This window comes from Bradyrhizobium sp. DOA1 (genome assembly GCF_001593325.1).
In the GTDB taxonomy this organism is placed as follows: domain Bacteria; phylum Pseudomonadota; class Alphaproteobacteria; order Rhizobiales; family Xanthobacteraceae; genus Bradyrhizobium.
This window is the reverse complement of sequence record NZ_JXJM01000001.1, coordinates 614589-640395: the sequence shown is the minus strand read 5'-3', so window position 1 is coordinate 640395 and position 25807 is coordinate 614589. Positions and strand designations below refer to the sequence as shown.

The 25807-nt window shown below is 65.1% G+C and carries 23 protein-coding genes; 11 read left to right on the top strand and 12 right to left on the bottom strand.

All coding sequences use genetic code 11. The annotated features are described in order from the left end of the window. Positions 1 to 5: 5 nt before the first annotated feature. The 3 genes from SE91_RS02940 to SE91_RS02935 are packed head-to-tail and all read right to left on the bottom strand — an operon-like array spanning position 6 to position 1451. On the bottom strand, positions 6 to 791 hold the full coding sequence (locus SE91_RS02940; RefSeq protein ID WP_061846507.1) for a succinate dehydrogenase iron-sulfur subunit: 786 nt from the start codon (positions 789 to 791) through the stop codon (positions 6 to 8). Positions 792 to 805: 14 nt separating this feature from the next. Beyond that, positions 806 to 970, bottom strand: a complete 165-nt coding sequence (locus SE91_RS35900) for a hypothetical protein (RefSeq protein WP_156489429.1) — start codon at positions 968 to 970, stop codon at positions 806 to 808. Beyond that, complete coding sequence (locus SE91_RS02935) at positions 942 to 1451, bottom strand: DUF2243 domain-containing protein (RefSeq protein WP_061846505.1); 510 nt, start codon at positions 1449 to 1451, stop codon at positions 942 to 944. Before SE91_RS02935 ends, SE91_RS35900 begins: the two co-directional genes overlap by 29 nt. A 246-nt stretch (positions 1452 to 1697) precedes the next feature. On the opposite strand from SE91_RS02935, the gene SE91_RS02930 reads away from it, so the two are divergent. Beyond that, positions 1698 to 2177, top strand: a complete 480-nt coding sequence (locus SE91_RS02930; RefSeq protein WP_082813652.1) for a DUF4142 domain-containing protein — start codon at positions 1698 to 1700, stop codon at positions 2175 to 2177. An 18-nt stretch (positions 2178 to 2195) separates the two neighbouring features. Further along, a complete protein-coding gene (locus SE91_RS02925; RefSeq protein ID WP_061846503.1) occupies positions 2196 to 2411 on the top strand; it encodes a hypothetical protein in 216 nt (71 codons plus the stop codon). Between the two features lie 71 nt (positions 2412 to 2482). Here the strand turns inward: SE91_RS02925 and SE91_RS35895 are convergent, their stop codons facing one another. From SE91_RS35895 to SE91_RS02915, 3 genes are all read right to left on the bottom strand, one after another. Continuing rightward, positions 2483 to 2857, bottom strand: a complete 375-nt coding sequence (locus SE91_RS35895) for a hypothetical protein (protein WP_063921337.1) — start codon at positions 2855 to 2857, stop codon at positions 2483 to 2485. 29 nt (positions 2858 to 2886) lie between these two features. Then, a complete protein-coding gene (locus SE91_RS36820; protein ID WP_197489414.1) occupies positions 2887 to 3060 on the bottom strand; it encodes a hypothetical protein in 174 nt (57 codons plus the stop codon). Positions 3061 to 3212: 152 nt separating this feature from the next. Then, positions 3213 to 4103 (bottom strand): LysR substrate-binding domain-containing protein, encoded by an 891-nt coding sequence (locus SE91_RS02915; RefSeq protein ID WP_061850894.1) that lies wholly within the window; start codon positions 4101 to 4103, stop codon positions 3213 to 3215. 144 nt (positions 4104 to 4247) lie between these two features. Here SE91_RS02915 and SE91_RS02910 point away from each other — a divergent pair, with 144 nt between their 5' ends. Continuing rightward, positions 4248 to 5000, top strand: coding sequence for a sulfite exporter TauE/SafE family protein (locus SE91_RS02910; RefSeq protein ID WP_061846501.1), 753 nt, complete (start codon positions 4248 to 4250; stop codon positions 4998 to 5000). 5 nt (positions 5001 to 5005) lie between these two features. Here SE91_RS02910 and SE91_RS02905 read toward each other — a convergent pair whose 3' ends face one another. After that, positions 5006 to 5638: a LysE family translocator gene (locus tag SE91_RS02905; RefSeq protein ID WP_061846500.1), complete on the bottom strand. Its 633-nt coding sequence runs from the start codon at positions 5636 to 5638 to the stop codon at positions 5006 to 5008. Between the two features lie 211 nt (positions 5639 to 5849). Between SE91_RS02905 and SE91_RS02900 the strand changes: the two genes are divergently transcribed. Continuing rightward, entirely contained in the window at positions 5850 to 7646 is a 1797-nt protein-coding gene (locus tag SE91_RS02900) for an adenylate/guanylate cyclase domain-containing protein (protein WP_061846499.1), read from the top strand. Positions 7647 to 7831: 185 nt separating this feature from the next. Then, positions 7832 to 10603: a di-heme-cytochrome C peroxidase gene (locus SE91_RS02895; RefSeq protein ID WP_061846498.1), complete on the top strand. Its 2772-nt coding sequence runs from the start codon at positions 7832 to 7834 to the stop codon at positions 10601 to 10603. Positions 10604 to 10730: 127 nt separating this feature from the next. Here SE91_RS02895 and SE91_RS02890 read toward each other — a convergent pair whose 3' ends face one another. Further along, entirely contained in the window at positions 10731 to 11678 is a 948-nt protein-coding gene (locus tag SE91_RS02890) for an alpha/beta hydrolase (protein WP_008543819.1), read from the bottom strand. A gap of 218 nt (positions 11679 to 11896) precedes the next feature. Here SE91_RS02890 and SE91_RS02885 point away from each other — a divergent pair, with 218 nt between their 5' ends. Then, a complete protein-coding gene (locus tag SE91_RS02885) occupies positions 11897 to 12361 on the top strand; it encodes an Hsp20 family protein (protein WP_008543818.1) in 465 nt (154 codons plus the stop codon). A gap of 161 nt (positions 12362 to 12522) precedes the next feature. Continuing rightward, on the top strand, positions 12523 to 13293 hold the full coding sequence (locus tag SE91_RS02880) for an alpha/beta fold hydrolase (protein ID WP_061846497.1): 771 nt from the start codon (positions 12523 to 12525) through the stop codon (positions 13291 to 13293). Positions 13294 to 13367: 74 nt separating this feature from the next. On the opposite strand, the gene SE91_RS02875 is transcribed toward SE91_RS02880, so the two are convergent. Then, positions 13368 to 14153 (bottom strand): hypothetical protein, encoded by a 786-nt coding sequence (locus tag SE91_RS02875; protein ID WP_061846496.1) that lies wholly within the window; start codon positions 14151 to 14153, stop codon positions 13368 to 13370. 492 nt (positions 14154 to 14645) lie between these two features. Between SE91_RS02875 and gltB the strand changes: the two genes are divergently transcribed. Together gltB and SE91_RS02865 are read left to right on the top strand one after the other, a co-directional pair. Next, entirely contained in the window at positions 14646 to 19391 is a 4746-nt protein-coding gene (gene gltB / locus SE91_RS02870; RefSeq protein WP_061846495.1) for a glutamate synthase large subunit, read from the top strand. A 153-nt stretch (positions 19392 to 19544) separates the two neighbouring features. After that, a complete protein-coding gene (locus SE91_RS02865; RefSeq protein ID WP_061846494.1) occupies positions 19545 to 20996 on the top strand; it encodes a glutamate synthase subunit beta in 1452 nt (483 codons plus the stop codon). A gap of 199 nt (positions 20997 to 21195) precedes the next feature. Here the strand turns inward: SE91_RS02865 and SE91_RS02860 are convergent, their stop codons facing one another. Continuing rightward, the gene (locus tag SE91_RS02860) at positions 21196 to 22950 is read right to left on the bottom strand and encodes an outer membrane beta-barrel protein (protein ID WP_061850892.1); all 1755 of its coding nucleotides are present in this window, start codon (positions 22948 to 22950) and stop codon (positions 21196 to 21198) included. A 189-nt stretch (positions 22951 to 23139) separates the two neighbouring features. Between SE91_RS02860 and SE91_RS02855 the strand changes: the two genes are divergently transcribed. Beyond that, complete coding sequence (locus tag SE91_RS02855) at positions 23140 to 24147, top strand: KpsF/GutQ family sugar-phosphate isomerase (protein WP_061846493.1); 1008 nt, start codon at positions 23140 to 23142, stop codon at positions 24145 to 24147. Positions 24148 to 24288: 141 nt separating this feature from the next. On the opposite strand, the gene SE91_RS02850 is transcribed toward SE91_RS02855, so the two are convergent. After that, the gene (locus SE91_RS02850) at positions 24289 to 24840 is read right to left on the bottom strand and encodes a carboxymuconolactone decarboxylase family protein (RefSeq protein ID WP_061846492.1); all 552 of its coding nucleotides are present in this window, start codon (positions 24838 to 24840) and stop codon (positions 24289 to 24291) included. 72 nt (positions 24841 to 24912) lie between these two features. Between SE91_RS02850 and SE91_RS02845 the strand changes: the two genes are divergently transcribed. Further along, on the top strand, positions 24913 to 25239 hold the full coding sequence (locus SE91_RS02845) for a winged helix-turn-helix transcriptional regulator (protein WP_061846491.1): 327 nt from the start codon (positions 24913 to 24915) through the stop codon (positions 25237 to 25239). A gap of 16 nt (positions 25240 to 25255) precedes the next feature. On the opposite strand, the gene SE91_RS02840 is transcribed toward SE91_RS02845, so the two are convergent. After that, positions 25256 to 25699, bottom strand: a complete 444-nt coding sequence (locus tag SE91_RS02840) for an NfeD family protein (protein WP_061846490.1) — start codon at positions 25697 to 25699, stop codon at positions 25256 to 25258. Positions 25700 to 25807 lie beyond the last annotated feature (108 nt).

Here is a 25807-nt window from a genome sequence, read left to right as displayed (position 1 = left end):
TGACGTCAGAACTTCCGCTCGACCATCTTGAGGCGCAAGGCGGCGATGGCTTCGCCGGGATTGAGACCCTTTGGACATGCCTTGGCGCAATTGAGGATGGTGTGGCAGCGGTAGATCCTGAAGGGGTCCTCGAGCATGTCGAGGCGCTCGCCTGTCGCCTCGTCCCGGCTGTCGTTGATCCAGCGCGCGGCCTGAATCAGGGCAGCGGGTCCGAGGAAGCGCTCGGAATTCCACCAGTAGCTCGGGCACGAGGTCGAGCAGCAGGCGCAGAGAATGCACTCGTACAGTCCATCAAGCTTTGCCCGATCCTCATGGCTTTGCCGCCATTCCTTCGGGGGCGTGGGCGAAGTGGTCTGCAGCCACGGCTCGACCAGAGCGAGCTGCGCATAAAAATTGGTGAGGTCGGGCACCAGATCCTTCACGACAGGCTGATGCGGCAAGGGCAGCACGCGGAGCGGCTCACCTTCCGAAATATCTTCGCTCATGGATTTGGTGCAGGCCAGGGTGTTCTGGCCGGCGATGTTCATCGAGCAGGAGCCGCACACGCCCTCGCGGCAGGATCGCCTGAACGTCAATGTCGCGTCGACGTTGTTCTTGATCCAGATCAGGCCGTCCAGCACCATCGGTCCGCAATCCGTCGCGTCGACAAAATAGGTGTCGAGCCGCGGATTGCGCCCATCGTCGGGATTCCAGCGATAGACGTGAAACTCGCGCAAGCTTTCACCGCGCGGCTTTGGCCAGATCGCTCCTCGCTCGATGCGGGAGTTTTTCGGAAGTCTGAACTCCACCATCGTCACCTCCCTGGTCAGACCGGCACAGAGCAGCGCAGCAGCAGGAGATCATCCAGCGAGAGGCCGAACAGGACGACCCGCAATGCCGGCGCTATCGCAAGCGCCAGCAGCAACAGAAAGATCACGTAGACCAGCACCGGGGGCGTACTCTTAACGAGGCTGTAAACTGCGCTCCGCATGATCTCCCTCCTGCGCGTCCGCACGCGCCATGGCGGCGCCCACCACGATCATCGCAGCTCCCCACAACAGGAAGCCGATATCCCAGAAGATGCGCTGCGCATCGGGCACCGTCTCATTGACGCGATGCATTCCGAGGATCTCGTGGTCGATGACTCCCTCGACCAGATTGAAGATTCCCCATCCGAGCAGGATCGTCCCGACACACCGTCGACCAGACCAGCGCAGCCCGCTCCCGCGCGCCTGCTGCCACAGCTTGTACAGGCCGGCGAGCACGAGAACGTAGGCGGCGCTGTGGAAGATGCCGTCCCATGTCGTGTTGAGTCTGATGTTGTCGATGGAATTGAGCGGGTACCAGCCGCTTAACATATGATGCCATTGCAGCAGCTGATGAAACACGATGCCGTCGAAGAACGCGCCGAGGCCAAGCCCGAGAAGAATGCCCGCGGACATCGGGAAGCTTTCAGATCTGACGTCTTGCATGGATGAACTCGTACACGGACCGGCACGCTCTCGCGAGAACAAGCCATCTCACGCGCAGGCGTTCCAATGATCGGCTTCTGATCGGCTTCGCCACCGAAGCCCGGCGCATCGAAGCAGTCAGCTCATCGAGAATAACATACGTTAAGCGGGCAACACGTTGGTTGATGCAAGCGCCTGCTCCATGTCGATGAAGCAGGAACGTTCGACACGGCGGTGCGTCTGTCGTGCACACAGTGGAGATGGAATATGCTGAGAAGATCATTTTTGCTTGCTTTGGGCGGACTGGGATTATCGACCTACGCTGCAAACGCCAGAGCCATTCCGCAGGGGGACTTCCGAACGGCCGACCTCATGGGCGGCGCGTTCGCGATGCAAACAAGCCAGCTCGCCTTGACGCGCACCCGCAATCCGGATGTCATCAATTTCGCCAATGCCGAGATCGCCGAGCAGGTGCAGGTCGCAAGCGCACTCGGCGCAGCACCGGGCTCCGCGCCGCTGCGGTCCGACCATGCCGCCTTGCTGCGGCAGCTGCAGGCGACTCCTTCCGGACGGTTTGACCGGATGTATGTGCAAGGGCAAATCCGCGGACACCGCGAATTGCTTGCGCTCAACACGTCGTATTTGCGAACCGGCAGCAATCCGCAGGAGCAGCAGGTCGCTCAGATGTCGCTACCGATCATCCAGCGGCATCTGGCAACCCTCAGCAGTCTCAGAGAAATGGCATAGGCGCGAGGAAGGCACACCATGGCATACGCCCTGTTCAAGGACGGGGAGAAGCTGAGCCGGACGTTTTCGACGAGGGAGGAAACGCTGCGGAAGGCAGATCAGGCTGGGCTGGTCGAGCACGGTGATGGGCGGCCCGTGCTCGAGGACGACTTGAAGATCAAGCCTTGTCCTGCCGACCCAGAACCGCAGGACGACGCGGATCTCGACTGGGCGCCGGACAAGCCGGCGCCCTGATCATGATCTGAAGCGCGATGACATCAGGATGAACCGTCACCGCGCTTTAGATTATGCTTTTCTGAATCAGGCTAGCAGCCCTTGCAAATGCTCTTGATCTTGCGATCGGCCTCTGAGTTCGCCGAGCTCTCCGAGCGGATCTGGTCATCGCCCTGCAGCGAGGGACCGGGCGTGACCGTCCCATCGATCCGACCGATATTGGTGCCACCCGCGGGATTGCCGGGCCGTCCGACGGTCGTCGATCCCCGCGGACCGGCGCCACCGCCGGATTGAGCCGTTCCGGCCGCGTTGGTTCCGGGAGTGGTGGCGGTACCGGACGTGGCGCCGCCGCTGCCCGCCCCCGCTCCACCGCCCGAACCTCCTCCACCGCCCCCGCCGCCCTGCCCTGATGCTGGACCGACGGAAGCGCCCAGCACGGCGGCCAATACGAGGGCCGTGACACGCATCGAATTTCCGGCGTTGTTCTTGGCGGACATCATCGATCCTGCTGATAACCTTGATTGGTGGTGTTTTGCTTGATGTTGCCGTGACGACCCTGGGTGTCGAAATTCTCACGACCGGGCACTTTCTCCTGCGCCTCAATCGCTGGGTCGGAACCGGGGCCTTTATGGCTGCGCTGTTCTTCAGGTACGGGAGGCATCTTGGACATGGTTTGCTCCTGGTACGTCTCGTCGTGAGAGGAATGAGATACGGCCGCGACCGTTCCCGGGCCAATCGCCGCAGCGGTGCATGCACGCGAACGCCGCACGGGATTCGCGAGGGCACCTGCTCTTCGCAACGCAACCCTTCTCGAGCTGCGGCTTACGCCGCCGCGGCCCGAAGATGCTCCACCAGCATCTTGGCCGGCTTCGGCAGCGCCTTGAAGCTGCGCGCGCAGATCACGAGCCTCCGGTTGGCGAAGGCATCGCGCAGGCGGACCGTGGCGAGTGGCATGGTCCTGGCACAGCGGCGGGCGGCGGCTTCGGGCACGAGCGCCACGCCGACATCTTCGGCGACCATCTGGCAGATCGCGTCGAAGTCGCGCAGCCGCGCGCGGAAATGCGGACGCATGCCGAGACGCGCCGCATGTTTGGCGATGTGCATTTGCAGCGCGGTGGCGCTGGTGAGGCCGACGAAGTCATACGCTCCCGCCTCCTGAAAGTCGATCTGGCGGCGGCCGGCGAATGGACCGCGTTTCGACGTCACCAGCGTCAGGCGGTCCTCGCTGAAGACGAAACGCTCGATATGATCGGGCAATGCGTGCTCGGCGGCGAAACCGAGATCCGCGGCACCTGCCGTGATCGCCGCAGCGATATCGGTGCTCTCGCGCTCCTCGATATCGATCGCGACATCGCGATGCTCGCGCAGGAAGCCGGCGAGCGCTTTCGGCAGATGCTCCGACAGGCCCGACGTGTTGGCGAGGAAATGCACGCTGGCGCGGACGCCAGAGGCAAAGCCGGCGAGATCGCCGCGCATGGCGTCGACCTGGTGGATGACCAGGCGCGCATGGTCGAGCAGGCTCTCGCCGGCCGCTGTCAACTCCACGCCGCGGCGCCCGCGCTTGAGCAGGGCGACACCGAGTGCGTCCTCGAGGCCCTTGATGCGCGCGCTGGCCGAGGCCAGCGCCAGGTGCGAGCGCTCCGCACCGCGGGTGATGCTGCGCTGGTCGGCAACCGCGATGAAGAGCTGAAGGTCGACGAGGTCGAAGCGCATGGGGTCCTGCTCTTGTTGTTGGAGCATGATCTCGTCGGAAAAGCTGCGCACTCTTCCGGATCACGTTCAGCCTTCGGCTGCAACGAAGGCACTCTCCGTAACCTCCAGATTGTGCCGGCGCGCGGCTTCGGTCAATGTGCAGGGATGATCGACCCGCTGCTCATCCTCATCGCCGCCGTCTTCCTGCTTGCCGGATTCGTCAAGGGCGTGATCGGGCTCGGCCTGCCGACGGTGTCGATGGGCCTGCTCGCGGTGAGCATGACCCCCAGCCGGGCCATCGCCATCGTCATCGTGCCCGCCATCATCACCAATATCTGGCAGACCTTCGTCGGCCCGCACTTGCGCGACATCCTGAGGCGGCTGTGGCCGCTGATGATCGGCACCGTGATCGGCTGCTGGCTCAATGCCGGCGCGCTGACCGGTCCGCATGCGCGCTACGGCACGATCGTGCTCGGCGTCCTGCTCATCATCTACGCCGTGATCGGATTGAACAAATTCCAGTTCCAAGTCTCGCCCAAGAACGAGAAATGGGTCGGTGGCCTCGTCGGTATCGTCACCGGCGCGATCTCGGCCTCGACGGGGGTGCAGGTGATCCCCTCGATGCCGTTCATGCAGGCGATCGGCATGGAAAAGGACGAGCTGGTGCAGGCGCTCGGCGTGTTCTTCACGACGGCAACGCTGGCGCTCGCCTTCAACCTGACCGCAGTCGGACTGCTCACGCCTGCCAATGCCGTCCCGGGCGCCGTCGGCCTCGCCATGGCCTTTGCCGGCATGTTCATCGGCCAATCGGTGCGGGCGCGGATGCCGGCGGAAGCGTTTCGTCGCTGGTTCCTGATCGCGATGATCTTGCTCGGTCTGTATCTGGCCGGCAGCGCGCTGGCGAAGGAGCTCACCTGAGAGAGTTACCGCGTCTCCAGCATGGCGACGCGGATGCCGAGATAGATGAAGAGGCCGCCGAGGGCACGGTTGACCCAGGCGATCGCACCCTCGGATCGTCGCAGGCGATGGGCGGCCCTGGCCGCAAACGCCGCCAGCACCAGGCACCACAGCGTTCCTGTAGAGATGAAGATCAGGCCGAGCGTCAGGAAGGCGAGCGGCTTGTGCGCGGAGTCGGCTGCGACGAATTGCGGCAGGAAGGCCAGGAAGAACAGCGCGACCTTGGGATTGAGCGCATTGGTGAAGACGCCCTGAAGGAACACCCGCCGCAGCGAGCTCCGCACCGGCTCGTCTATGGTCGTGGCCAGCGCCGGACGTGACCACAGCATCTGAAGTCCCGTCACGACGAGATAGGCCGCGCCGACCAGCTTCAGGATCGAAAACGCCGTCGATGAGGCCATCAGCAGCGCCGAAAGGCCGATCGCGGCGGCCGCAACGTGGAAAAAGCAGCCGCAACTGATACCCAGCGCCGCGGCGGCGCCGCCCCGCCAGCCCATCTGCATGCTGCGGCCGATCACATAAACCGAGTCCGGGCCCGGCGTGATGTTGAGCAGCACACCTGACAGGATGAAGAGCCAGATTTCGTGAATGCCCAGCATGCGAAGTCTCCCGATCGGCCTTCAGGCGGCATATTCGGTTCGCCTGTCCCCGTCCACTGCCGCAATTGCGTGGGATTTACCTCGAATTTGCAATGCGGATCACACTTTCGCGCGGCGCTATCTGCTTTATAAAGGCACGGTTCTTGAAATGCGGGATTCAGGGCGACTGCCACGCCGTGGCCGGTCCGCCATCCGTTGGAGCGCCTAGGATATGGAAAGACGTCTGGCTGCCATTGTCTGCGCCGATGTCGCCGGCTATTCGCGCATGATGGGCAGCGACGAGGCCGGCACCCATGCCGCCTTCAAGGCCCATCGCGCCGCGATCCACCCCATCATCCTCAATCACGGCGGCCGCGTCGTGAAGAACACCGGCGACGGCTTCCTGCTGGAGTTCGCCTCGATCGTCGGCGCCACCGAAGCTGCGATTGCAATGCAGACGCTGATGGCGGAGCGCAACCGGCATCTGCCGGCCGACCGCGCCATGCAATTCCGGCTCGGCATCCACATGGGCGACGTCATCGCAGACGAGGACGAAGTCTTCGGTGACGATGTCAACATTGCCGTCCGCCTGGAATCGGTGGCGAGCCCCGGCGGCTTTGCCATCTCGGCCAAGGCTCATCGCGAGGCCAGCAAGCATCTCACCGTGCCGCTGACCGATGCCGGCAATCACCGCTTCAAGAACATCAAGGATACGGTCGGGGTCTGGACCTGGACGCCCGAGGGCGCCCCGGCGCTCGCCCCCGGAATGAGGGAGGCGTCCGCGCTCTCGCAGCAGTACCGCACCGCGATCGTCGGCGTGCTGCCCTTCGCCAATCTCAGCGATGCCCAGGACGAATATTTTTCCGATGGTTTGACCGAGGATTTGATCCACGCGCTATCGCTGCAATCCTTCTACCGCGTGCTGAGCCGCAACTCGACCTTCGCGTTCAAGGGCAAGAACACCAGCACCCGGCTGATCGCGCGCGAGATCGACGCCAGCTATCTGATCCAGGGTTCGGTGCGGCGCGCCGGCGCCAAGATCCGCGTCACGGCCGAGCTGATCGCGCCGGAGACCGGCGAGCAGCTCTGGACCGGCCGCTACGACCGCGACATCGGCGACCTGTTCGCGATGCAGGACGAGATCACGACGAATTTGTCCGCCGCCATCGCCACCGAGATCGTCCGGGCCGAGGCTTCGGCGCCGGCACGACTCTCGACCGACGTCAGCGCCTGGGACCGCTTCCTCAAGGGACTGTCGCATTACTACCGGCAGACCAAGGAGGATTTGGCCAGCGCCGTCGAGCTGTTCCGCGAGGCCATCCGGCTCGATCCCAAACTGTCGATCGCGCATGCCTATCTCGGCACGATCCAGATCCAGAGCATCCAGTTCGGCTGGGTCAAGGGCACGCGGGAGATGTGGGCGGAGGCGATGAACCTGGCCGAGACCAGCGTCCGGCTCGACCCGCGCTCCTCCTTCGCGTTCTCGATCCTGTCCTGGGTTCACGGCATGGAAGGCCATTACGAGGCCGCGATGGACGCCGCCAAGCGCGCGGTCGCGCTCAATCCTTACGACAACGGCGCGCGCGGCGTGCTCGGCATCTGCCATTTCATCATCGGCGAGCACCGCGAGGCGATCGAACTGTTCTCGATGGCCTCGCAGCGCGACAACAGCGATCCACGCTACCAATGGGCGGCGCTGAACGCCTTCAGTCACTACCTGTTGCGCCAATATGACGCGACCCTGTCATGGGCCCGCGAGCAGCTCTACATCAACCCGAACCACATGCAGGCGCTGGCGATCCGCGCAGCGGCCTTGGCCCAGATGGGACGGAACGACGAGGCCAGCGAGGCTGTCGGCGTGCTGATGGCAAACTATCCAACCCTGAACGTCGACAGGCACTTGCGCAATTTCCACTGGAAGCGGCCCGAGGACATCGCTCATTACCGCGAGGGGCTGCTGAAAGCCGGCGTGCCGCTGGGCAAGCTGAGCCTGGTGCAGAGCGACGTCAAACGCGCCGCCGAGTCCTGAGCGGCAGGCCACCGCTCCGTTGCGCTCCTGCCGCGATCTTATGCTGCTCTTGTTGACTCGACAGTGAAATGCGCCACACTTCGTCACACGCCCAAGTAGTATATCGTGCTGTCGGTTTGTTAGGACTTTCCGCGCTCTAACAGCGCGCTTCATTTTCACGATTCGCTGCTTTCAGGATTTGGGCCATGCATCATCCCGCTTCGAAGCCGCCCCTCGATCCCTCGATCCCGGTCTCGCCGAACAATCCCTGCCCGTTCCTGCGCGGCCTCGTCGGCGAAGGCTTCCTCGACGGCGGAACCGTCCCGCTCAACACGCTATCGCAGACCATCGCGAATGCGACCGGCGAGACCGGGCTGAAGAAGGTCTCGGCCCGCATCCAGGTCCGCGGCGTTGCGATGATCGCCAACGGCATCAAGCATATCCTCAAGAGCATCTGGTCGGGCGCGCAGCTCGACGCGCTGCGCGGCGGCCCGCTCGACAAGCGCGGCGCCGGCTCGCGCATCCTCGGCGTCGACGGCAAGGTCAATGAAGACGAGATCGCGCGGCTCGCAAGCTTCGGCCGGCCCTACATCGACCCGAACACCGGCAGCAGCGAGCCCGGCCTCAACGCCGCGGAAATCAAGACTTTCATGCACGACAACCTCAAGCGCGCCGGCAGCGCCGCACGCTGGTACTACCCGCTGCTGATGAAGTTCGAATGGCCGATCCTTCTGAAGATCATCGGCAAGGGCAAGCCGGGCGAGGAGCGCTATCTCAGCGTGGCCGACGTGCGTACGCTGTTCGAGCAGCGCCAATTCCCCGACCGCATCAACCAGCGGATCGTGTCGCAGCCGCTGCTGTCGTCCTGCCAGCTCCGCTTTCGCTGGGCAGTCGCACTCTCGGCGCTCGTCATCGGGCTTGGCCTCGTCGCCCTGGTCGCGGTCGCCGAATTCCCCAACCAGGTCCGCGCCATGCTGCCGCAGAAGGGCGTGCTCGTGAACCTGCTGCCGCCGCCCTTGCCGGCGGTCCCCGAAACGAAGGCGGCTTACTGGCTCGAGCAGAACTGGTCGCTGAAGGACCGGCACTGGTTCCACCATGCCAGCCAGGGCACCGCGACCTTCCCGGTACCCTATGAGTGGTTCGTGGCATTGGAGCAGCCGCGGCTTCATCTGTTCTCGAAGCCCGGCATGATCAAGGACAGCGCCTATCTCGAGCGCTTCGGCTTCATCCCCAGCCCGCAGACGATCCAGACCGACACCGCGACGCTGCGCCGCTTCGGCTATGCCAATGTCTACGAGACGGCGCAGGTGTCGGACTGGTCGACGCGATGGACCCCGGCCGAGAACGTCGACGGCCTGCCGGTCGGCTTCGCGCGCATGACCGGCGTGGTCGATCCCGCGACGGGCCGCCGCGAGGACGACATGATCGGGCTGACCTGCGCGGCCTGTCATACCGGCCAGATCCACTATCAGGGCGTCGACGTCCGCTTCGACGGCGGCGCGGCGATGACCGACCTGAAGAAGCTCGAGCTCGCGACCGGGCTGTCGATCGCCTACACGCTTTACGTCCCGTTCCGCTTTCAGCGCTTTGCCGATCGCGTGCTCGGCTCCGATGCCAGCGAGGCGGACCGCGCCGTCCTCAAGCAGAAGCTCAGCGCGATCGGCAGCTTCCTGATCGACTGGGCCAAAACCTACGAGAAGACGATCGAGGGCAAGACGACCTGGGACGGCAAGCAGCAGCAGGACACCGAGGAAGGGTTCGGCCGCCTCGATGCCCTCAACCGCATCGGCAACCAGGTCTTTTCGCAGGACCTCGCGATGAGCGGCATCAAGGGATTCGAGAAGAACCTGCACGCCCAGGACGCGCCGGTCAGCTATCCCGCGATCTGGACCGTGCCGTGGCTCAAGTTCGCGCAGTATGACGCCTCGATCGAGCAGCCGCTGATCCGCAACGCCGGCGAAGCCCTCGGCGTGACGGCCCTGCTCAACCTGTCCGACGCCTATCCCGAGGACAGGCTGTGGCGCTCCTCGGTGAACTTCCGGACGCTGGGCTGGATCGAAGACATGCTGCGAGGCCCCGATCCATTCAAGACAGCCGATCCTTCCGGTCCGAAGTTCGGCGGCCTGCTTGCGCCGAAATGGCCCTCGCAGATCCTCGGCGACGCCTGGAGGCTGAAGCCGGATCGGGTCGAGCGCGGCCGCGCCGTCTACACCGAGATGTGTTCCGGTTGCCATTTGCCGGCGATTGACACGCCGGCTTTCTGGTCGTCGAAGCGTTGGGAGCCGAGCGGCGACAGCAAGGTGCTGAATGCGGTGACGATCCCGCTCGACGAGATCAAGACCGATCCCGAGCAGTCGCTCGTTCTCAGCAAGAGGACCGTCGATGTCCCCGGCTTCCTGAAAGTGAACACGGCCGACCTGCAAAAATGGTGGCAATGCGAGATCCCGACCGCAAGCAAATCCCCCAACGAGATGGTCTATGCGCTCGGCCTCATGACGGTGGTCGATCTCGTCGCCCGCAAATGGATGGATGATGAGAAAATCCCGGAGGCCGAACGGGCGGAGATCTGGAATCTTACGCGCAAGAACTGCCTCAACCCGGCGCCTGATCCGCGCTATCGCGCGCGGCCACTGAACGGCATCTGGGCCACCGCGCCATACCTGCACAACGGCTCGGTGCCTTCGCTGTACTGGCTGCTGAAGCCGGCGAGCGAGCGTCCGCAGAAATTCTGCATGGGCCGCCGCGACTATGATCCTGACACCGTTGGGTTCGCAGTCACCGCCAATGAGCGCTGCAAGACGGGTGAGACGGAGTTCTCTGCGACCGGACCTGACGGCAAGCCAATCCAGGGCAACAGCGTGCTCGGCCACTCCTTCGAACTCAAGCAGGGCGAGCCGAAACGCCCAGGCGTGATCGGCCGTACGTTCAAGGACGACGCCGAGCGCTATGATCTGATCGAGTATCTCAAGACGTTGTAACGCGACCGAGTTCGCCGTCGTCATGGCCGGGCTTGTCCCGGCCATCCACGATCTTATCGCAGCACCAAGACGTGGATGCCCAGGACAAGCCCGGGCAGACGGGCGCGGGGCCGACATCGTAGCGATCTCACTTGAACAGCGGCGTGCCCGGCACGAAGGCGTCGAAGGCGGCCCAGAACTGGGAGCGGTAACGGTCCTGCTCCTGGAGGATTTCGTGCTTCGAACCGGCGATGACGAGGTGCGAGCCGGCGCGTAGATGATAGGCGAACTCCTCGATCGCCGCGGTCGAGACCACGGTGTCATTGGAGGCCGCCAGCATCAGGATCGGCTGGCGGATCTGGGAGGGGTAGCTCATGCCCTTGAAGGTGTGCATCGCGCTGAAGGCCGCGTCGGCCCAGGCCACCGTCGGTGACGCCAGCCCCAACGTCGGATCCTCCTCCAGGATCGCGGCATTGCGCGCATAGCGCACGGGGTCGCTGGTCAGGGGATTGTTGATGAAGGGATCGAGCCCGGTGATGCGGCTGCTGCCGCCAGGGACATAGCGGCCCCCCTGCCCGAACAGGCGCATCGCCTTCAGGAGCGCGCGGGCCGGAAACGACGTGGTGCGACCGGGCAGGTCGATCATCGGCGCGGACAGCACCATGCGGTCGAACCAGCGCTTGCCGGCATGGGCGATGCGCAGCAGCACGGTGCCGCCCATGGAATGGGCGAGCGCGAAGAAGGGCGGCGGGCAGTCCGGCAGCACCACCTGCTGCACGAAGGTCTCGACGTCGATCTCGAAATCGGTAAAGTCGCGCACATAGCCCTTGCGGGGATCGCGCAGGCGGCGCGAGGAATGGCCCTGCCCGCGCCAGTCGATCATCGCCACCGCAAAGCCGCGATCGCGCAGGTCGCGCACGGTCTCGAAATATTTCTCGATCTGCTCGCTGCGCCCGGTGAAGACGCAGACCGTGCCCTTGCGGCCCGCCGGCGGCGCCCAGCGGGCAAAGCGCAGCTCGGCGCCATCGGGGGTCTTGATGGTGCCGCTGACGACGTTTTCCGGAACGGGGTTGGCGGGAATCGAGACCAGCGTCATTTGGGCGTGCTTGGGCGCGAAGTGCTGCAAATCAAGGGGCGGGAGCGCCGAAAAGGCGCTTGTTGCCGCCCTCTTGAACGCCGTCTCGATCCACCCATATCATTTTCGTGCAGGCCGCTACCAGTGTTTCGGAACCGGAACATGAGGCTGCACACAGACGAAAGCCCGGCCCGATTGGCGGGCGGGTACCCAACAGTCGCTCAATGGAGGACTTGACCATGCGTAGCTACGATCTCACCCCGTTCTATCGTTCCACCGTCGGCTTCGACCGTCTCTTCAACCTGCTCGACCAGGCCGGTTCGGACGGCAGCCCCGGCTATCCCCCCTACAACATCGAGCGCACCGGCGAGAACGCCTACCGCATCACCGTTGCGGTCTCGGGCTTTGCCAAGGACGAGCTCTCCATCGTCGCGAAGGAAAACACGCTGACGATCAAGGGCGAGAAAGTCGCCAACGAGAACTCGAAGTCCGAAGTGCTCTATCGCGGCATCGCCGCACGTGCCTTCGAGCGCGCCTTCCAGCTTGCCGATTTCGTGCAGGTGAAGGACGCCTCGCTCGAGAACGGCCTGCTTCACGTCGATCTCGTCCGCGAGATTCCCGAAGCCAAGAAGCCGCGCCAGATCGCTATCAACGCCGGCGCCCCGAAGGCGCAGGTGATCGAGAGCTCGGCGCAAGCCGCCTGAGCCAAGCGACTGCCAGGTTGCGAAAACGCCCCGGTGCCCCGGGGCGTTTTTTTATGTCGTTTGGCTCGCTATCGCGCCGATCACAGACTGGTGAGCAGCGTAACGCCACGGCTCTTCGCTCCGTCCCTTGGACATCGACCAAAACAAGACGGAGAACGATCGTGACCTTCTGGCGCAGCCTTTTCGTCGCCGCGAGCCTGCTCGCAGCCCCCTTCAGCGTCGCCCAGGCACAGACACCGCAGACGGTGAAAGCGACCAATGTCGTGCTGGTGCACGGCGCCTGGGCCGATGGCTCGAGCTGGTCGGAGGTGATCCCGATCCTGCAGGCGGCGGGCCTGCACGTGACGTCCGTGCAGAATCCGCTGTCGTCGCTCGCGGATTCTGTCGAGGCGACCAAGCGCGTACTGGCTGAGCAGGATGGACCGACGGTGCTGGTCGCGCATTCCTGGGGCGGCACCGTGATCAGCCAGGTCGGCACCGATCCCAAGGTCACCGGGCTCGTCTATGTCGCCGCACGCGCGCCGGATGCGAATGAGGATTTCGTCGCGCTGTCCAAGCAGTTTCCGGCCGGACCTGCCCGCGCCGGCATCGTCGAGCACGACGGCTACACCAAGCTCTCGGAAGAGGCCTTCCTGAAGTACTTCGCCAATGGCGTGAAGGCGGAGCAGGCCAAGGCACTTTACGCGGTGCAATGGCCGACCGCAGCCTCCATCTTCGCCGGCCGCACCACGGAAGCCGCCTGGCACAGCAAGCCGAGCTGGTACGCGGTGTCGAAAAACGACTACACCATCAATCCCGATTTCGAGCGCTTCCTCGCCAAGCGCATGAACGCCACCACGGTCGAGCTCGACGCCGGCCACCTCTCGCTGGTGTCGCATCCGAAGGAGGTCGCGAAGCTGATCCTGGAGGCTGCGGGGCAGCCGCGGAGCTGACGGTGACGGCATGAATGCAAAAGGCGCCTGATTGCTCAGGCGCCTCTTGTTTCTAGCGGCTTGCGTTCAGCCTGCTAATCCAGCCCCTGTGCAGCCGGCATCTCCTGCGTCGGCAGGATCGTCGCCGCGGGCTTGGCCTGACCGACGGTGGGTGCAGCGGCTTCAGCAGGCTTGGCCTGCATGGCGGCCGCGGTTTGCTGCGTGGGCTGGGCCTGCTGCGGCGCCTGGGCCTGCTGTGGCGTTGGCTCAACCGGCTTCGCCCCGACCACCGGCGTCTCGCCGCGGCGCGGGGCAGCCTTGGGCAGCGGCACGGTGTGGCTTGCCACATGCGGGATTGCAGCCGGCGGGCGCGGCGGGCCGCTGCGGACCACGGTCGGCGGCGGCAGTGCGCTTTGCGGGCTGTAAGGCGCGACCGCGGGCTTGTCATAGGCGGGGGCCATGCCATAGGCGTCAGCGGCAGGCATGAAGCGCAGGATTCGTCCGTCGCGGGCGTCGATCACCAGCCGGCCGTTATCGCCGCGACGGTCGATCACCGCGATGGTGTAGACGCTGCCGCGCAGCCGCGGGATGCCGAGCGGCAGGAACCCGTTGTCGCGCAGCACGGCATAGACCTCGGTGGACGGCAGCAGCTCCGGCGCCGGACCGCGCTCTTCATAGCCGTAGCCGTAGCCGTAGCCGTAGCCGTAACCGTAACGCGGCGGCGGGGGTGGCGCGGCCTCCGGCGGGGCATACGGCCCGTCGAAATCCGACACCGCCATCACAGCCCCTCCCGCAATACCGCTCGTGGGAACTTGCGCCTGAGCGGCCGTTGCAGCCAGCGCCAGCGTGGCCGCAGCCACACATCCTGTGAAAAACTTCATGGTCGACACGCTCCTGTCAGGCCCTCCAACGGCCGCCATCTTTCGCTTCTCGCGACGTGGCGCACCTTCCGAAGGGCTGATCCGAAGCTTCATTGGGGATTCCGGCGTCCAAAGGGCCGCATCAGGGCGCGTTTGCTCCAAAATCGGGGCTGCGCAACTTTTGGAAAGCGATTGATTGACTTATGGGGAATCGGGACTTCCGCGCGCTTGTGTGCTAGACAAAAATTTGGCAAGGTGATGGTTAGGACAGGAAGACTGTCTCAATTTTGCTTGCGGTTCCGGCATAGGGATTGCAGCGAGAACTGGTGCTCTTGAGCCCCAGGAAGGTGCCAGGCAAAGCCGTTCTCGGGGACGAAGAACGCCTAGGCCTGAATTTAAGAAAATGCGGCTCGCGAGCGGACGAGCGGTGACCCAGAGGCGGGTGCCGCGGAACGCCCAAGGTGCGCCGAAGATAGCGGTGAGGCAGCTTGCCGCACGGAGAGGACAGGAACAATGAACGGGTCGCAATTCGAGCGCGCAAACATCGTGGCAGAAGAGCTGTCGGCGACGGTCGCCTCGAAAACGACCGATCCGATCGCTTACCCGATCCAAGAGCACAATTCGCGGCCCAAAGCCGAAGGTCTCTATGATCCTGCGCTCGAGAAGGATTCCTGCGGCGTCGGCTTCATCGCCAACATCAAGGGCAAGAAGTCGCACGAGATCGTCTCGGACGCGCTGAACATCCTGTGCAATCTCGAGCATCGTGGCGCAGTCGGCGCCGACCCGCGCGCCGGTGACGGCGCCGGCATCCTGGTGCAGATCCCGCACGCCTTCTTCAGCCGCAAGGCCGCGGAGCTCGGCTTCAAGCTGCCGGCGCCCGGCGAATACGCCATCGGCGCGCTGTTCATGCCGCGCGACACCGCCTGGCGCAACGTCATCAAGAGCATCATCGCCGACCAGATCAAGGAAGAGGGCCTGACCCTGCTCGGCTGGCGCGACGTGCCGACCGACAATTCCTCGCTCGGCGTCACCGTGAAGCCGACCGAGCCCGCCTGCATGCAGGTGTTCATCGGCCGCAACGGCACCGCCAAGACAGAGGACGATTTCGAGCGCCGGCTCTACATCCTGCGCAAGTCGATCTCGCAGGCGATCTACCAGCGCCGCGACCGCGGCCTTGCCGGCTATTACCCCTGCTCGCTGTCGTGCCGCACCGTGATCTACAAGGGCATGTTCCTCGCCGACCAGCTCGGCAAGTACTATCCCGACCTGCACGAGACCGATTTCGAGAGCGCGCTCGCCCTCGTGCACCAGCGCTTCTCGACCAACACCTTCCCGGCCTGGTCGCTGGCGCATCCCTACCGCATGATCGCGCATAACGGCGAGATCAACACGCTGCGCGGCAACGTCAACTGGATGGCGGCGCGGCAGGCCTCGGTCAGCTCCGAGCTCTACGGCAAGGACATCAACCGCCTCTGGCCGATCTCCTACGAGGGACAGTCGGACACCGCCTGCTTCGACAACGCGCTCGAATTCCTGGTGCAGGGCGGCTACTCGCTGCCGCATGCCGTCATGATGATGATCCCGGAGGCGTGGGCCGGCAATCCGCTGATGGATGAGAAGCGCCGCGCCTTCTACGAATATCATGCCGCACTGATGGAGCCGTGGGACGGCCCCGCCGCGATCGCCTTCACCGACGGCCGCCAGATCGGCGCCACGCTGGACCGCAACGGCCTGCGGCCGGCGCGCTATCTCGTCACCAAGGACGACCGCATCGTGATGGCGTCCGAGATGGGCGTGCTGACGATCCCCGAGGACCAGATCATCACCAAGTGGCGCTTGCAGCCCGGCAAGATGCTGCTGGTCGACCTCGAGCAGGGCCGCCTGATCCCGGACGACGAGATCAAGGCCGAGCTCGCCAAGAGCCATCCCTACAAGGAGTGGCTGGAGCGCACCCAGATCGTGCTGGAAGAGCTGCCGAAGGTGCCGACAACGGGCGTGCGCTCGAACCTGTCGCTGCTCGATCGGCAGCAGGCGTTCGGCTACAGCCAGGAAGACGTATCGATCCTGATGACGCCGATGGCGTCCACCGGCGAGGAAGCCGCGGGCTCGATGGGCAACGACACGCCGATCTCGGCGCTGTCGGACAAGGCCAAGCCGCTGTTCACCTACTTCAAGCAGAACTTCGCGCAGGTCACCAACCCGCCGATCGATCCGATCCGCGAGGAGCTGGTGATGAGCCTCGTCTCCATCATCGGGCCGCGGCCGAACCTGTTCGATCTCCAGGGCATGGCGACGACCAAGCGTCTCGAAGTGCGTCAGCCGATCCTGACCGACGCGGACCTGGAAAAGATCCGCTCGATCTCCGACGTGGCCGAGTCGCATTTCAAGTCGCGCACGCTGGACACCACCTTCCACGCCGGGCTCGGCGCGGCCGGCATGGACCAGGTGCTTGACGAGCTCTGCGCGCGTGCCGAAAGCGCGGTGCGCGAGGGCGTCAACATCATCATCCTGTCCGACCGCATGGTCGGCAGCGACCGCGTGCCAATCCCGGCGCTGCTGGCCTGCGCCGCCGTGCATCATCATCTGATCCGCGTCGGGCTGCGCACCTCGGTCGGCCTCGTCGTCGAATCCGGCGAGCCGCGCGAAGTGCATCACTTCGCCTGCCTTGCCGGCTACGGCGCCGAAGCGATCAATCCCTATCTCGCGTTCGAGACCATCATCGCGATGAAGGACCGCCTGCCCGGCTCGCTCGACGACTACGAGATCGTCAAGCGCTACATCAAGTCGATCGGCAAGGGCCTGCTCAAGGTGATGTCCAAGATGGGCATCTCGACCTACCAGTCCTATTGCGGCGCGCAGATCTTCGACGCGGTCGGCCTCAAGGCCGACTTTGTCGCAAAGTTCTTCGCCGGCACGCATACCCGCGTCGAGGGCGTCGGGCTTTCCGAGATCGCCGAGGAAGCCGTGCGCCGTCATGCCGACGCGTTCGGCGAGGCGCAGGTCTACAAGACCGCGCTCGATGTCGGCGGCGAATATGCCTATCGCAGCCGCGGCGAGGACCATGCCTGGACCGCCGAGTCAGTGTCGCTGCTGCAGCACGCCGCGCGCGGCAATTCGCAGGAGCGCTATCGCGCCTTCGCCAAGATCCTCAACGAGCAGTCGGAGCGTCTGCTGACGCTGCGCGGCCTGTTCAGGATCAAGAACGCCGAGGAAGAGAAGCGCAAGCCTGTGCCGCTCGACCAGGTCGAGCCGGCCAAGGACATCGTCAAGCGCTTCGCCACGGGCGCGATGAGCTTCGGCTCGATCTCGCGCGAGGCGCACACCACGCTCGCGATCGCCATGAACCGGATCGGCGGCAAGTCCAACACTGGCGAAGGCGGCGAGGAAGCCGACCGCTTCAAGCCGATGCCGAACGGCGATTCCATGCGCTCGGCGATCAAGCAGGTCGCCTCGGGCCGCTTCGGCGTCACCACGGAGTATCTCGTCAACTCCGACATGATGCAGATCAAGATGGCGCAGGGCGCCAAGCCCGGCGAAGGCGGCCAGCTGCCCGGCCACAAGGTCGACGCGACCATCGCCAAGGTCCGGCACTCGACGCCGGGCGTCGGCCTGATCTCGCCGCCGCCGCACCACGACATCTACTCGATCGAGGATCTGGCGCAGCTCATCTACGACCTCAAGAACGTCAACCCGACGGGTGACGTCTCGGTCAAGCTGGTCTCCGAGATCGGCGTCGGCACGGTCGCCGCGGGCGTCGCCAAGGCGCGCGCCGACCATGTCACCATCGCCGGCTTCGAGGGCGGCACCGGCGCTTCACCGCTGACCTCGATCAAGCACGCCGGCTCGCCTTGGGAGATCGGCCTCGCCGAGACGCACCAGACGCTGGTGCGCGAGCGGCTGCGCAGCCGCATCGTGGTCCAGGTCGACGGCGGCTTCCGCACCGGGCGTGACGTCGTGATCGGCGCGCTGCTCGGGGCCGACGAGTTCGGTTTCGCCACGGCGCCGTTGATCGCGGCCGGCTGCATCATGATGCGCAAGTGCCACCTCAACACCTGCCCGGTCGGCGTCGCGACCCAGGACCCCGTCCTGCGCAAGCGCTTCACCGGCCAGCCCGAGCACGTCATCAACTACTTCTTCTTCGTCGCCGAAGAAGTCCGGGAGATCATGGCCTCGCTCGGCTTCCGCACCTTCAACGAGATGGTCGGCCAGGTCCAGCTGCTCGATCAGACCAAGCTGGTTGCGCATTGGAAGGCCAAGGGCCTCGACTTCTCCAAGCTGTTCGTCAAGCAGAAGGAAGAGAAGGGCCAGAAGATCTATCACTCCGAGCGCCAGAACCATCATCTGGAGGCGGTGCTCGACCGCACGCTGATCGAGAAGGCGCAGCCCGCACTCGACCGCGGCGCGCCGGTCAAGATCGAGGCCAACATCAACAGCACCAACCGCTCCGCGGGTGCGATGCTGTCGGGCGCGGTCGCCAAGATCTACGGCCATGCGGGCCTGCCGCATGACACCATCCATGTCAGCCTCAAGGGCACGGCGGGCCAGGCCTTCGGCGCGTGGCTCGCCCACGGCGTCACCTTCGAGCTCGAAGGTGAAGGCAACGACTATGTCGGCAAGGGCCTCTCGGGCGGCAAGATCATCGTTAAGCCGCCGAAGAACGCCGGCATCGTGCCGGAAGAGAGCATCATCGTCGGCAACACCGTGATGTACGGCGCGATCGAGGGCGAGTGCTATTTCCGCGGCATCGCCGGCGAACGCTTTGCCGTGCGCAACTCGGGCGCGGTCGCGGTGGTCGAGGGCGCGGGCGACCATTGCTGCGAGTACATGACGGGCGGCATCGTGGTCGTGCTCGGCAAGACCGGGCGCAACTTCGCGGCCGGCATGTCCGGCGGCATCGCCTATGTGCTGGACGAGACCGGCGACTTCGACAGGCTCTGCAATCTGTCGATGGTCGAGCTCGAGCCAGTGCTGTCCGAAGAGCTGATCAACGCCGGCACCTACAACCACTCAGGTGACCTCGAGGCACACGGTCGGGTCGACGTCTTCAAGAACCTGCTCGACTCCGACGTCGAGCGGTTGCACGTCCTGATCTCGCGCCATGCGAAAGCGACCGGCTCCAAGCGCGCCGCCGACATCCTGGCCAGTTGGAAGGAATGGCTGCCCAAATTCCGCAAGGTGATGCCGGTCGAGTACCGGCGTGCACTGCGCGAGATGGCCGCCAACGCGGACGCCGAGCCGAAAATCGCGATCGGGGCTTAAAGAAGCCTCATGGTGAGGAGGCGCGTAGCGCCGTCTCGAACCACGAGACTACCATCCGGCCTCTATCCTTCGAGACGCGGCGCGAAGAGCGCGCCGCTCCTCAGGATGAGGAGTGAGAGAACAAACGACCAAGCGGCAGGGACTTCGGGTTTAATGGGCAAGATCACGGGTTTTCTCGAAATCGAACGGCACGACCGCAAGTACACCCCGGTCGCCGAGCGCGTGAAGCATTACAGCGAGTTCGTCGTTCCCCTCTCCGAGAAAGAGGTGCGCGACCAGGCCGCGCGCTGCATGAATTGCGGCATCCCCTATTGCCATGGCACCGGCTCGGTCGCGCCCGGCACGCCCGGTTGCCCCGTCAACAACCAGATCCCCGACTGGAACGATCTCGTTTATCAGGGCAATTGGGAAGAAGCCTCGCGCAATTTGCACTCGACCAACAATTTCCCGGAGTTCACGGGGCGCATCTGTCCGGCGCCGTGCGAGGCGTCCTGCACGCTCAACATCGACGACAACCCCGTCACCATCAAGACCATCGAATGCGCCATCGTCGACCGCGCCTGGGACAATGGCTGGCTGAAGCCTGAGATCGCAGCCGAGAAGACCGGCAAGAAGGTCGCGGTGATCGGCTCGGGGCCGGCCGGCATGGCCTGCGCGCAGCAGCTCGCGCGCGCCGGCCACGACGTGCACCTGTTCGAGAAGTACGCCAAGGCCGGCGGCCTGCTACGCTACGGCATCCCCGACTTCAAGATGGAGAAGGGCGTCATCGACCGCCGCGTCAAGCAGATGGAAGGCGAAGGCGTCACCTTCCACTACAACAGTCATGTCGGCGCTGACGGCAATGTCGATCCGCGCGAGATGCTCAACGAGTATGATGCAGTGGCGTTGACCGGCGGCGCAGAAGCCCCGCGAGACCTGCCGATTCCCGGCCGTGAGCTCGCGGGCATCCACTACGCCATGGACTTCCTGCCGCAGCAGAACCGCCGTGTCTCGGAGGAGCCGCTCGGCGGCGTCCAGGAGATTTTGGCCGGCGGCAAGCATGTCGTCGTGATCGGCGGCGGCGACACCGGATCCGACTGCATCGGCACCTCGCTGCGCCAGGGCGCGCTGTCGGTCACCCAGCTCGAGATCATGCCCGCCCCGCCCGAGCGCGAGAACAAGGGCCTGACCTGGCCGAACTGGCCGCTGAAGATGCGCACCTCGTCCAGCCAGGCCGAAGGCGCCGTCCGCGAATTCGCGGTGCTGACCCAGAAATTCACCGGCGAGAACGGCCAGGTGAAGAAGCTGCATTGCGTCCGCGTCGACGACAAGTTCAAGCCGATCGCCGGCACCGAGTTCGAGCTCGATGCCGAGCTCGTCCTGCTTGCCATGGGCTTCGTCCATCCCGTGCACGAGGGCCTGCTCAAGCTGCTCTCAGTCGAGCTCGACCCGCGCGGCAACGTCAAGGCCAACACGCTGGACTACCAGACCTCGCGCCCGAACGTGTTCACCGCCGGCGACATGCGCCGCGGGCAATCGCTGGTGGTCTGGGCGATCCGCGAGGGCCGGCTGTGCGCGCGGTCGATCGACACTTTCCTGATGGGGAAGACGGACCTGCCGCGGTGAGGCGCGGCGCGCGCTACCAGATTAGCAAACGGTGTCATCGCCCGGCTTGACCGGGCGATCCAGTACTCCGAAACGGCAGTGGTTCACTCGATGGGCCGCGGCGTACTGGATGCCCCGGTCAAGCCGGGGCATGACAGCTGAGTGAGTGGCATGAGCGCCGCTAACTAGGCCACATACGTTGCAATGCGCACGTGCGCACTCAATTCTGCAGCCTCACCCCCAGCAGTACCACGGTGCCCTGCGAGCTCGCCGCGGCGATGTTCGAATCCAGGATGTCGTGGCGGAGCGTGCCCTTGACCCAGATGTTGCGGTTGAGCTTGTAGATCAAATTGCCTTCAAGCGAATACGTTTTGTCGTTGCGGTTCTGGTTCTGATAGTCGTACGTGCCGTAGGTGAATTTGCCGACCGCGGTGAGCCAGCGGCGGAAGTCGTGGTCGACTTCCGCCGAATAGGTGCGCACCAGCACGCCGGACGATCCGGGCACGGTGGTCTCGTTGATCTGCGTGTCGGTGAAAAGTTTCACGGTGGTGAGGCCGCTCGCATTCCAGATCAGCGACCCCGTGGTGAGGAAGCCCGCGAGCTGGCTGAGACGCGGGTCGGTGTAGTTGCGCGCGGAATAGCCGACCGAGATCTCGCCGGTGAGGATGCGTGAGAACTCGAAGGACGAGCCGACCTTGGCATAGCCGCCGTTCGAGTCGCGGAAGAAGCCGTTGCGATCGGCGGCCTGGTCGTGGACGCGGGTGTCGCCCTGGATTTCGACGAAGGGCTTGAGGCCCGGCTTCAGATCGTAGGAGAACCGCCCGACGCCGCCATATTGATTGAAGTCGCGGTCGGTGTTGGGAAAGGTCGAGCCGTCGGTGAGCCTTGAATCGGTGTAGGCAGTGCGATCGACGGTGGCGCCGGCCGAGACCTGGAAGCGATTGAAGGTCTGGTCGAAGCCGATGGTCGTGCCGTAGGTTGCATAGACTGGGTATTTCTGCAGGCCGGCCTGCACGTTCGGGCTGCCGGGATTGTCGGTGGCGAGCCGCAGGCGCATCTGCGAGAGCAGCTTGAAATCGCGGGTGACGTCGAGCCGGCCGTCGACATGACCGGTGAAATCGGGACGATTGGCCTCGACCGGCGACGGCGAGGCGAAGCCGTTGATCGTCGCCGGCATGTCGTTGGTGTAGCCCGAGAACGAGCCGCGCAGATCGGCGACCAGCGCATGGCGCTCCCAATCGGACACCACGAGCAGATCGGGAGCAATCACATAGGCTGGCGAGCCGACCGGCTTGTTGAGGCGCGTCGGGTTGGTGTCGTAGCCGGCGGAGAGTTCGAGCCCGCCCTTGATCAGGAAGCTGCCGGCGTAGTCGCCGACAGCGCCGAACGGATCCTCATCCAGCTTGAGACGGCGGCGCAGCGGCTGGCCCGGCACGTTGCCCGCCATTGCCGGCGGCACCGGGACCTTGTGTGCGGTCTCCGAGGGCGGCGGCGCGATTCGCGGCGGCGTTAGCGTGCGCTCCGGCGTTGCCGGCGGTGCCTTCGAACCAGGGCCGACCGGGCGCTTCGGCTTGGGCTGCCCGGGATAGAGTTTTGGCTGCTGCCGCTTGCGGTTCAGCGAATCGTAGCCGGAGCCGCTTGCGCCATTGGCGGCGGGCAAGCCGTAGGTCGGGACCGGAGCGGTTGCATTTTGGCCAGGGCGCGAAGTCGCTGGGGCCTGCTGGCGCCGGCGTAGATCGTTGGGATCGGGCAGCGTCGGCAACGCATCCGACGGCGCCTGCGGCACGCCGGCGGTGCGGCGCGTCGGCAGCGTCTCGGGCGAGGCGAAGCCGCCGCGGCTGGGATTGAAGAGCTCTGGCGTGAGGCTCTGGGCGCTAGCCGGTGCGCTGTCGAGGGCCGTCAGCGCAAGGCACGGCAAAGCGGCGCGCAGGAAATGCGCGCGTATGCTCCGGCCGGTGCCTGAAGACGACCCCACGTGGAAGAACTCCAACAAAATCAAACACTTTCCTGATGATCTCCCGTCGCTGAGGGGAACCATCGTTAATGGAGTTAAAACAATTATGGTTAATGACCCGTTGAGGGCTTTGGCGGCCGCGTCGCCTCCACGGCCGCGGCGTGCTAAGCAGGCGCCAACGGGCGAACGCCCCTCCCCCTGGACCTGCTCATGCCGAATTCGAAACCGCTGATGACCGCATCATCCGGCTCCATTCCTGACAGCGTCGAATCCGCGCTCCGCACGCTGGAGACGGAGAGCGGCGGCATCAATGCGCTCGCCGCCGCCCTGCGCGGCCCGCTGGGCGCGACATTTGCCAAAGCGGTCGACCTGATCCGCAACGCCAAGGGCCGCGTCATCGTCACCGGGCTCGGCAAGTCCGGCCATATGGGCCGCAAGATCGCGGCGACGCTGGCTTCGACCGGCACCCCCGCCTTCTTCGTGCATGCGGCCGAGGCCGGCCACGGCGATCTCGGCATGATCACGCCCGACGACGTCATCATGGCGCTGTCCTGGTCGGGCGAGCAGCCCGAGATGAAGAACCTCGTGAACTATTCGGCGCGCTTTGCGATTCCCATGATCGCGGTGACGTCGAGCGCTGTGTCCTCGCTGGGGCAAGCCGCCGACATCGTGATCGAGTTGCCGAAGGCGCGCGAAGCCTGCCCGCACAATCTGGCGCCGACCACCTCGACGCTGATGCAGGCCGCGATCGGCGATGCCATCGCGATCGCGCTGCTCGAGGGGCGCGGCTTCACCGCGCTGGAGTTCGCGCATTTCCATCCCGGCGGCAAGCTGGGCGCGATGCTGAAATTCGTCCGCGACTACATGCGCACCGGCGCGGAGATCCCGGTCAAGCCCGAAGGCACCAAGATGTCGGAGGCCGTGGTCGAAATGTCGGCCAAGGGGCTCGGCTGCGTCTGCATCGTCAACGATGCGGGCGAGGCCGTCGGCATCATCACCGACGGCGATCTCCGCCGTCACATGCGGCCCGACCTTCTGACCGTGACGGTCGACGAGATCATGACCCGGCAGCCGAAGACGGTGCCGCCCTCCATGCTCGCGACCGAGATGATCGAGGTGCTGAACACGCGCAAGATCACCGCGCTGGTCGTGACCGATGCGAGCAAGGTGGTCGGGATCGTGCATCTGCATGATCTGTTGCGGGCGGGCGTGGCGTAGCGCGCTCGCCACTCGTCATTGCGAGCGAAGCGACTTGTCCGCCGAAACCTCCGGCGAAGGCGGAAGCAATCCAGAATCCCTCCGCGGAAAGACTCTGGATTGCTTCGTCGCAAGAGCTCCTCGCAATGACGGTGGAGGGACCTATCCTGGAAACCGCGCCGCCTTCTCCTCCACCGGCAGCCTCAAGCCGTTCGCCAGATACGACACCGTGCGATAGAAGCCGCACAACAGCATGATCTCCAGGATCTGCGCCGCGTCGTAATGCGCCGACAGCACGGCAAACTCATCGTCGTCGAGCGTCGCGCGATGGTGCAACGCATCGACCGCCGCGATCAGCGCCTGCTCGGGCGGCGACCAGCACGGCGACGTCGCATCGCCCAGCACCGTTGCCCGCACCTCCTCCTCGATGAGCTTGGCCGCACCGGCGAAGATCGCGACATGCACGCCCCATTCATACTCGCATCTGTTCAGCGCGCAGGTGCGGTCGATGACGATCTCGCGCTGGCGCAGCGAGAGCGGGCCGGGATCAAGGAGCCCGCCGGCGCGAAACTTGTCCCAGGCGCGGGCGTGGCCTGCCAGCACCCGAAACAACACCAGCGGCGGCGCGCCGCGCATGATGCGATCGAACTGCTGCTGGATCTGCGGGGGAAAAGGCGGATCGAGCGGCGCGATGCGGGGCGCGAGATGGGACATGGGCCGTCTCCGTTGCTACAATTACCGTAGCACTACGCTACAATATTTGTAGCAACACGCAAGGGGGCATCGATGGCGAAACAGGCCGACCCAAAAACACGCAGTATCCGCGGCTCGCGCACCGGACGGCCGATCATGGCGCTGCTCGACCTGCTCGGCCGGCGCTGGAGCCTGCGGATCCTGTGGGAATTGCGCGACGGGTCCCTCACCTCGCGCGCACTCCGCACGGCATGCGACGAGGCCTCGCCGACGGTGCTACAAGCGCGGCTGACTGAGCTGCGCGAGGCGGGGTTCGTGGAGCTGGGCGAGGCCGGAGGCTACGGGCTGACGCCGTTGGGCCGGGAACTGTGCGAGACGTTCATGCCGCTGCACAAATTTGCGGAGCGGTGGAAGAGGTAGGACTCTTACAGGGGAGCTACGCCGCGGCCACCGTCAGATTCGCGCCGTCGACCCGCACCACCTTGACCCGGGTCCCCGCCGGCGTGTCGGGACCCGCGACGCGCCAGACCGTGTCGCCGATGCGGACGGTGCCTGAGCCATCGATGATCGGCTTCTCCAGCGTGAACTCACGGCCGAGCAGGGCTTCGCTGCGCTTGTTGAGGAAGGGGCTGGCGCTCGCGTCCGGCTTCGGCCGGGCGAGGCGGCGCCACACCGGGACCGCAGCGGCGGCGAAGACCGCGAACATCACGAGCTGGATCTGCCAGGATATCGCAACGGTGAACGAGATCAGTCCGACCAGCAGCGCGGCGAGCCCGAGCCAGAACAGGAAGATGCCCGGCGCCAGCACCTCCAGCGCCATCAGGATAAAGCCGAAGATCAGCCAGTTCCAATTGCCCAGCGATACGAACATGTCGGTCATGACACGACCTCTCTATATGGCGCATGCCCTCCGCGCAAACGCCTTACCCCCGCCGCGGCGGCACTGCCGGCGGCGTGCCGCCGGTCGGCGGCACCGAGCCGGGACGAC

Excerpts from the sequence above, each read along its gene's own strand:
- SE91_RS02905 (WP_061846500.1), bottom strand. The coding sequence starts at position 5,638 with ATGCTGGGCATTCACGAAATCTGGCTCTTCATCCTGTCAGGTGTGCTG.
- SE91_RS02890 (WP_008543819.1), bottom strand. The coding sequence starts at position 11,678 with ATGACGCTGGTCTCGATTCCCGCCAACCCCGTTCCGGAAAACGTCGTC.
- SE91_RS02850 (WP_061846492.1), bottom strand. The coding sequence starts at position 24,840 with ATGTCCCATCTCGCGCCCCGCATCGCGCCGCTCGATCCGCCTTTTCCC.
- SE91_RS02910 (WP_061846501.1), top strand. The coding sequence starts at position 4,248 with ATGATCGACCCGCTGCTCATCCTCATCGCCGCCGTCTTCCTGCTTGCC.
- SE91_RS02855 (WP_061846493.1), top strand. The coding sequence starts at position 23,140 with ATGCCGAATTCGAAACCGCTGATGACCGCATCATCCGGCTCCATTCCT.
- SE91_RS02940 (WP_061846507.1), bottom strand. The coding sequence starts at position 791 with ATGGTGGAGTTCAGACTTCCGAAAAACTCCCGCATCGAGCGAGGAGCG.
- SE91_RS02840 (WP_061846490.1), bottom strand. The coding sequence starts at position 25,699 with ATGACCGACATGTTCGTATCGCTGGGCAATTGGAACTGGCTGATCTTC.
- SE91_RS02865 (WP_061846494.1), top strand. The coding sequence starts at position 19,545 with ATGGGCAAGATCACGGGTTTTCTCGAAATCGAACGGCACGACCGCAAG.
- SE91_RS35900 (WP_156489429.1), bottom strand. The coding sequence starts at position 970 with ATGCGGAGCGCAGTTTACAGCCTCGTTAAGAGTACGCCCCCGGTGCTG.
- SE91_RS02935 (WP_061846505.1), bottom strand. The coding sequence starts at position 1,451 with ATGCAAGACGTCAGATCTGAAAGCTTCCCGATGTCCGCGGGCATTCTT.
- SE91_RS02885 (WP_008543818.1), top strand. The coding sequence starts at position 11,897 with ATGCGTAGCTACGATCTCACCCCGTTCTATCGTTCCACCGTCGGCTTC.
- SE91_RS02875 (WP_061846496.1), bottom strand. The coding sequence starts at position 14,153 with ATGAAGTTTTTCACAGGATGTGTGGCTGCGGCCACGCTGGCGCTGGCT.
- SE91_RS36820 (WP_197489414.1), bottom strand. The coding sequence starts at position 3,060 with ATGTCCAAGATGCCTCCCGTACCTGAAGAACAGCGCAGCCATAAAGGC.
- gltB (WP_061846495.1), top strand. The coding sequence starts at position 14,646 with ATGAACGGGTCGCAATTCGAGCGCGCAAACATCGTGGCAGAAGAGCTG.
- SE91_RS02930 (WP_082813652.1), top strand. The coding sequence starts at position 1,698 with ATGCTGAGAAGATCATTTTTGCTTGCTTTGGGCGGACTGGGATTATCG.
- SE91_RS02925 (WP_061846503.1), top strand. The coding sequence starts at position 2,196 with ATGGCATACGCCCTGTTCAAGGACGGGGAGAAGCTGAGCCGGACGTTT.
- SE91_RS02915 (WP_061850894.1), bottom strand. The coding sequence starts at position 4,103 with ATGCGCTTCGACCTCGTCGACCTTCAGCTCTTCATCGCGGTTGCCGAC.
- SE91_RS02895 (WP_061846498.1), top strand. The coding sequence starts at position 7,832 with ATGCATCATCCCGCTTCGAAGCCGCCCCTCGATCCCTCGATCCCGGTC.
- SE91_RS02900 (WP_061846499.1), top strand. The coding sequence starts at position 5,850 with ATGGAAAGACGTCTGGCTGCCATTGTCTGCGCCGATGTCGCCGGCTAT.
- SE91_RS02845 (WP_061846491.1), top strand. The coding sequence starts at position 24,913 with ATGGCGAAACAGGCCGACCCAAAAACACGCAGTATCCGCGGCTCGCGC.
- SE91_RS35895 (WP_063921337.1), bottom strand. The coding sequence starts at position 2,857 with ATGCGTGTCACGGCCCTCGTATTGGCCGCCGTGCTGGGCGCTTCCGTC.